This window comes from Streptomyces sp. SID14478, from assembly GCF_010548525.1.
Classification (GTDB): Bacteria; Actinomycetota; Actinomycetes; order Streptomycetales; family Streptomycetaceae; genus Streptomyces.
Map to the genome: position 1 here is coordinate 1 of NZ_JAAGMG010000977.1, position 570 is coordinate 570.

The 570-nt window shown below is 73.0% G+C and carries 1 protein-coding gene and 1 pseudogene; both read left to right on the plus strand.

Features of this window, described 5'->3' with window-relative positions:
* A partial coding sequence (locus G3I40_RS31220) for a GNAT family N-acetyltransferase (RefSeq protein ID WP_164305974.1) occupies positions 1-257 on the plus strand: 257 nt, incomplete at its 5' end.
* Between the two features lie 89 nt (positions 258-346).
* Positions 347-570, plus strand: a pseudogene (locus G3I40_RS31225) (hypothetical protein); the annotation flags it as partial.

Genomic DNA, 570 nt, shown 5'->3' on the forward strand with positions numbered 1-570 from the left:
GCGTCACCCGGCAGGTCGCGGGCAGCGTCCGCGTCGCCCCCGTCTACACCCCCGCCGACCTGCGCGGACAGGGCTACGGCGGCGCCGTCACCGCCGCGGTCAGCGGAGCCGCGCGGGCCGCGGGCGCCGACGAGGTGGTGCTCTTCACGGACCTCGCCAACGCGACCAGCAACGCGCTGTACCAGCGGCTCGGCTACCGGCCGGTCCGTGACTTCGCGGTGTGGCGGTTCGCGGCCGGGTCCGCCGTCGGGGACTGACAGATCGTCCGCGGCGTGGTTACGATGACGGCGATGAACACCTACTCCTCGTACGGAATGGGGGAATCGTCCGCGCAAGGTGAGTGCTGATGGCACACCACTTTGCGACCGGGATTCCGCCCCACCTGCTGATGTGGCAGCGCGTACGTGCGTACGCCGTGCCACCGTCCATGATCGAGACCGCGACCGCGCGCCGTGCGGCCGGTGACTGGGCGGGGGCCTGCGCCGCCGCCCGCATCGACGTCGACCTCGATCTGCGCGCCGTGCGCCACCGCCACGGCATCGAACTCGCCACCCGCCTGCGCGCGGACCT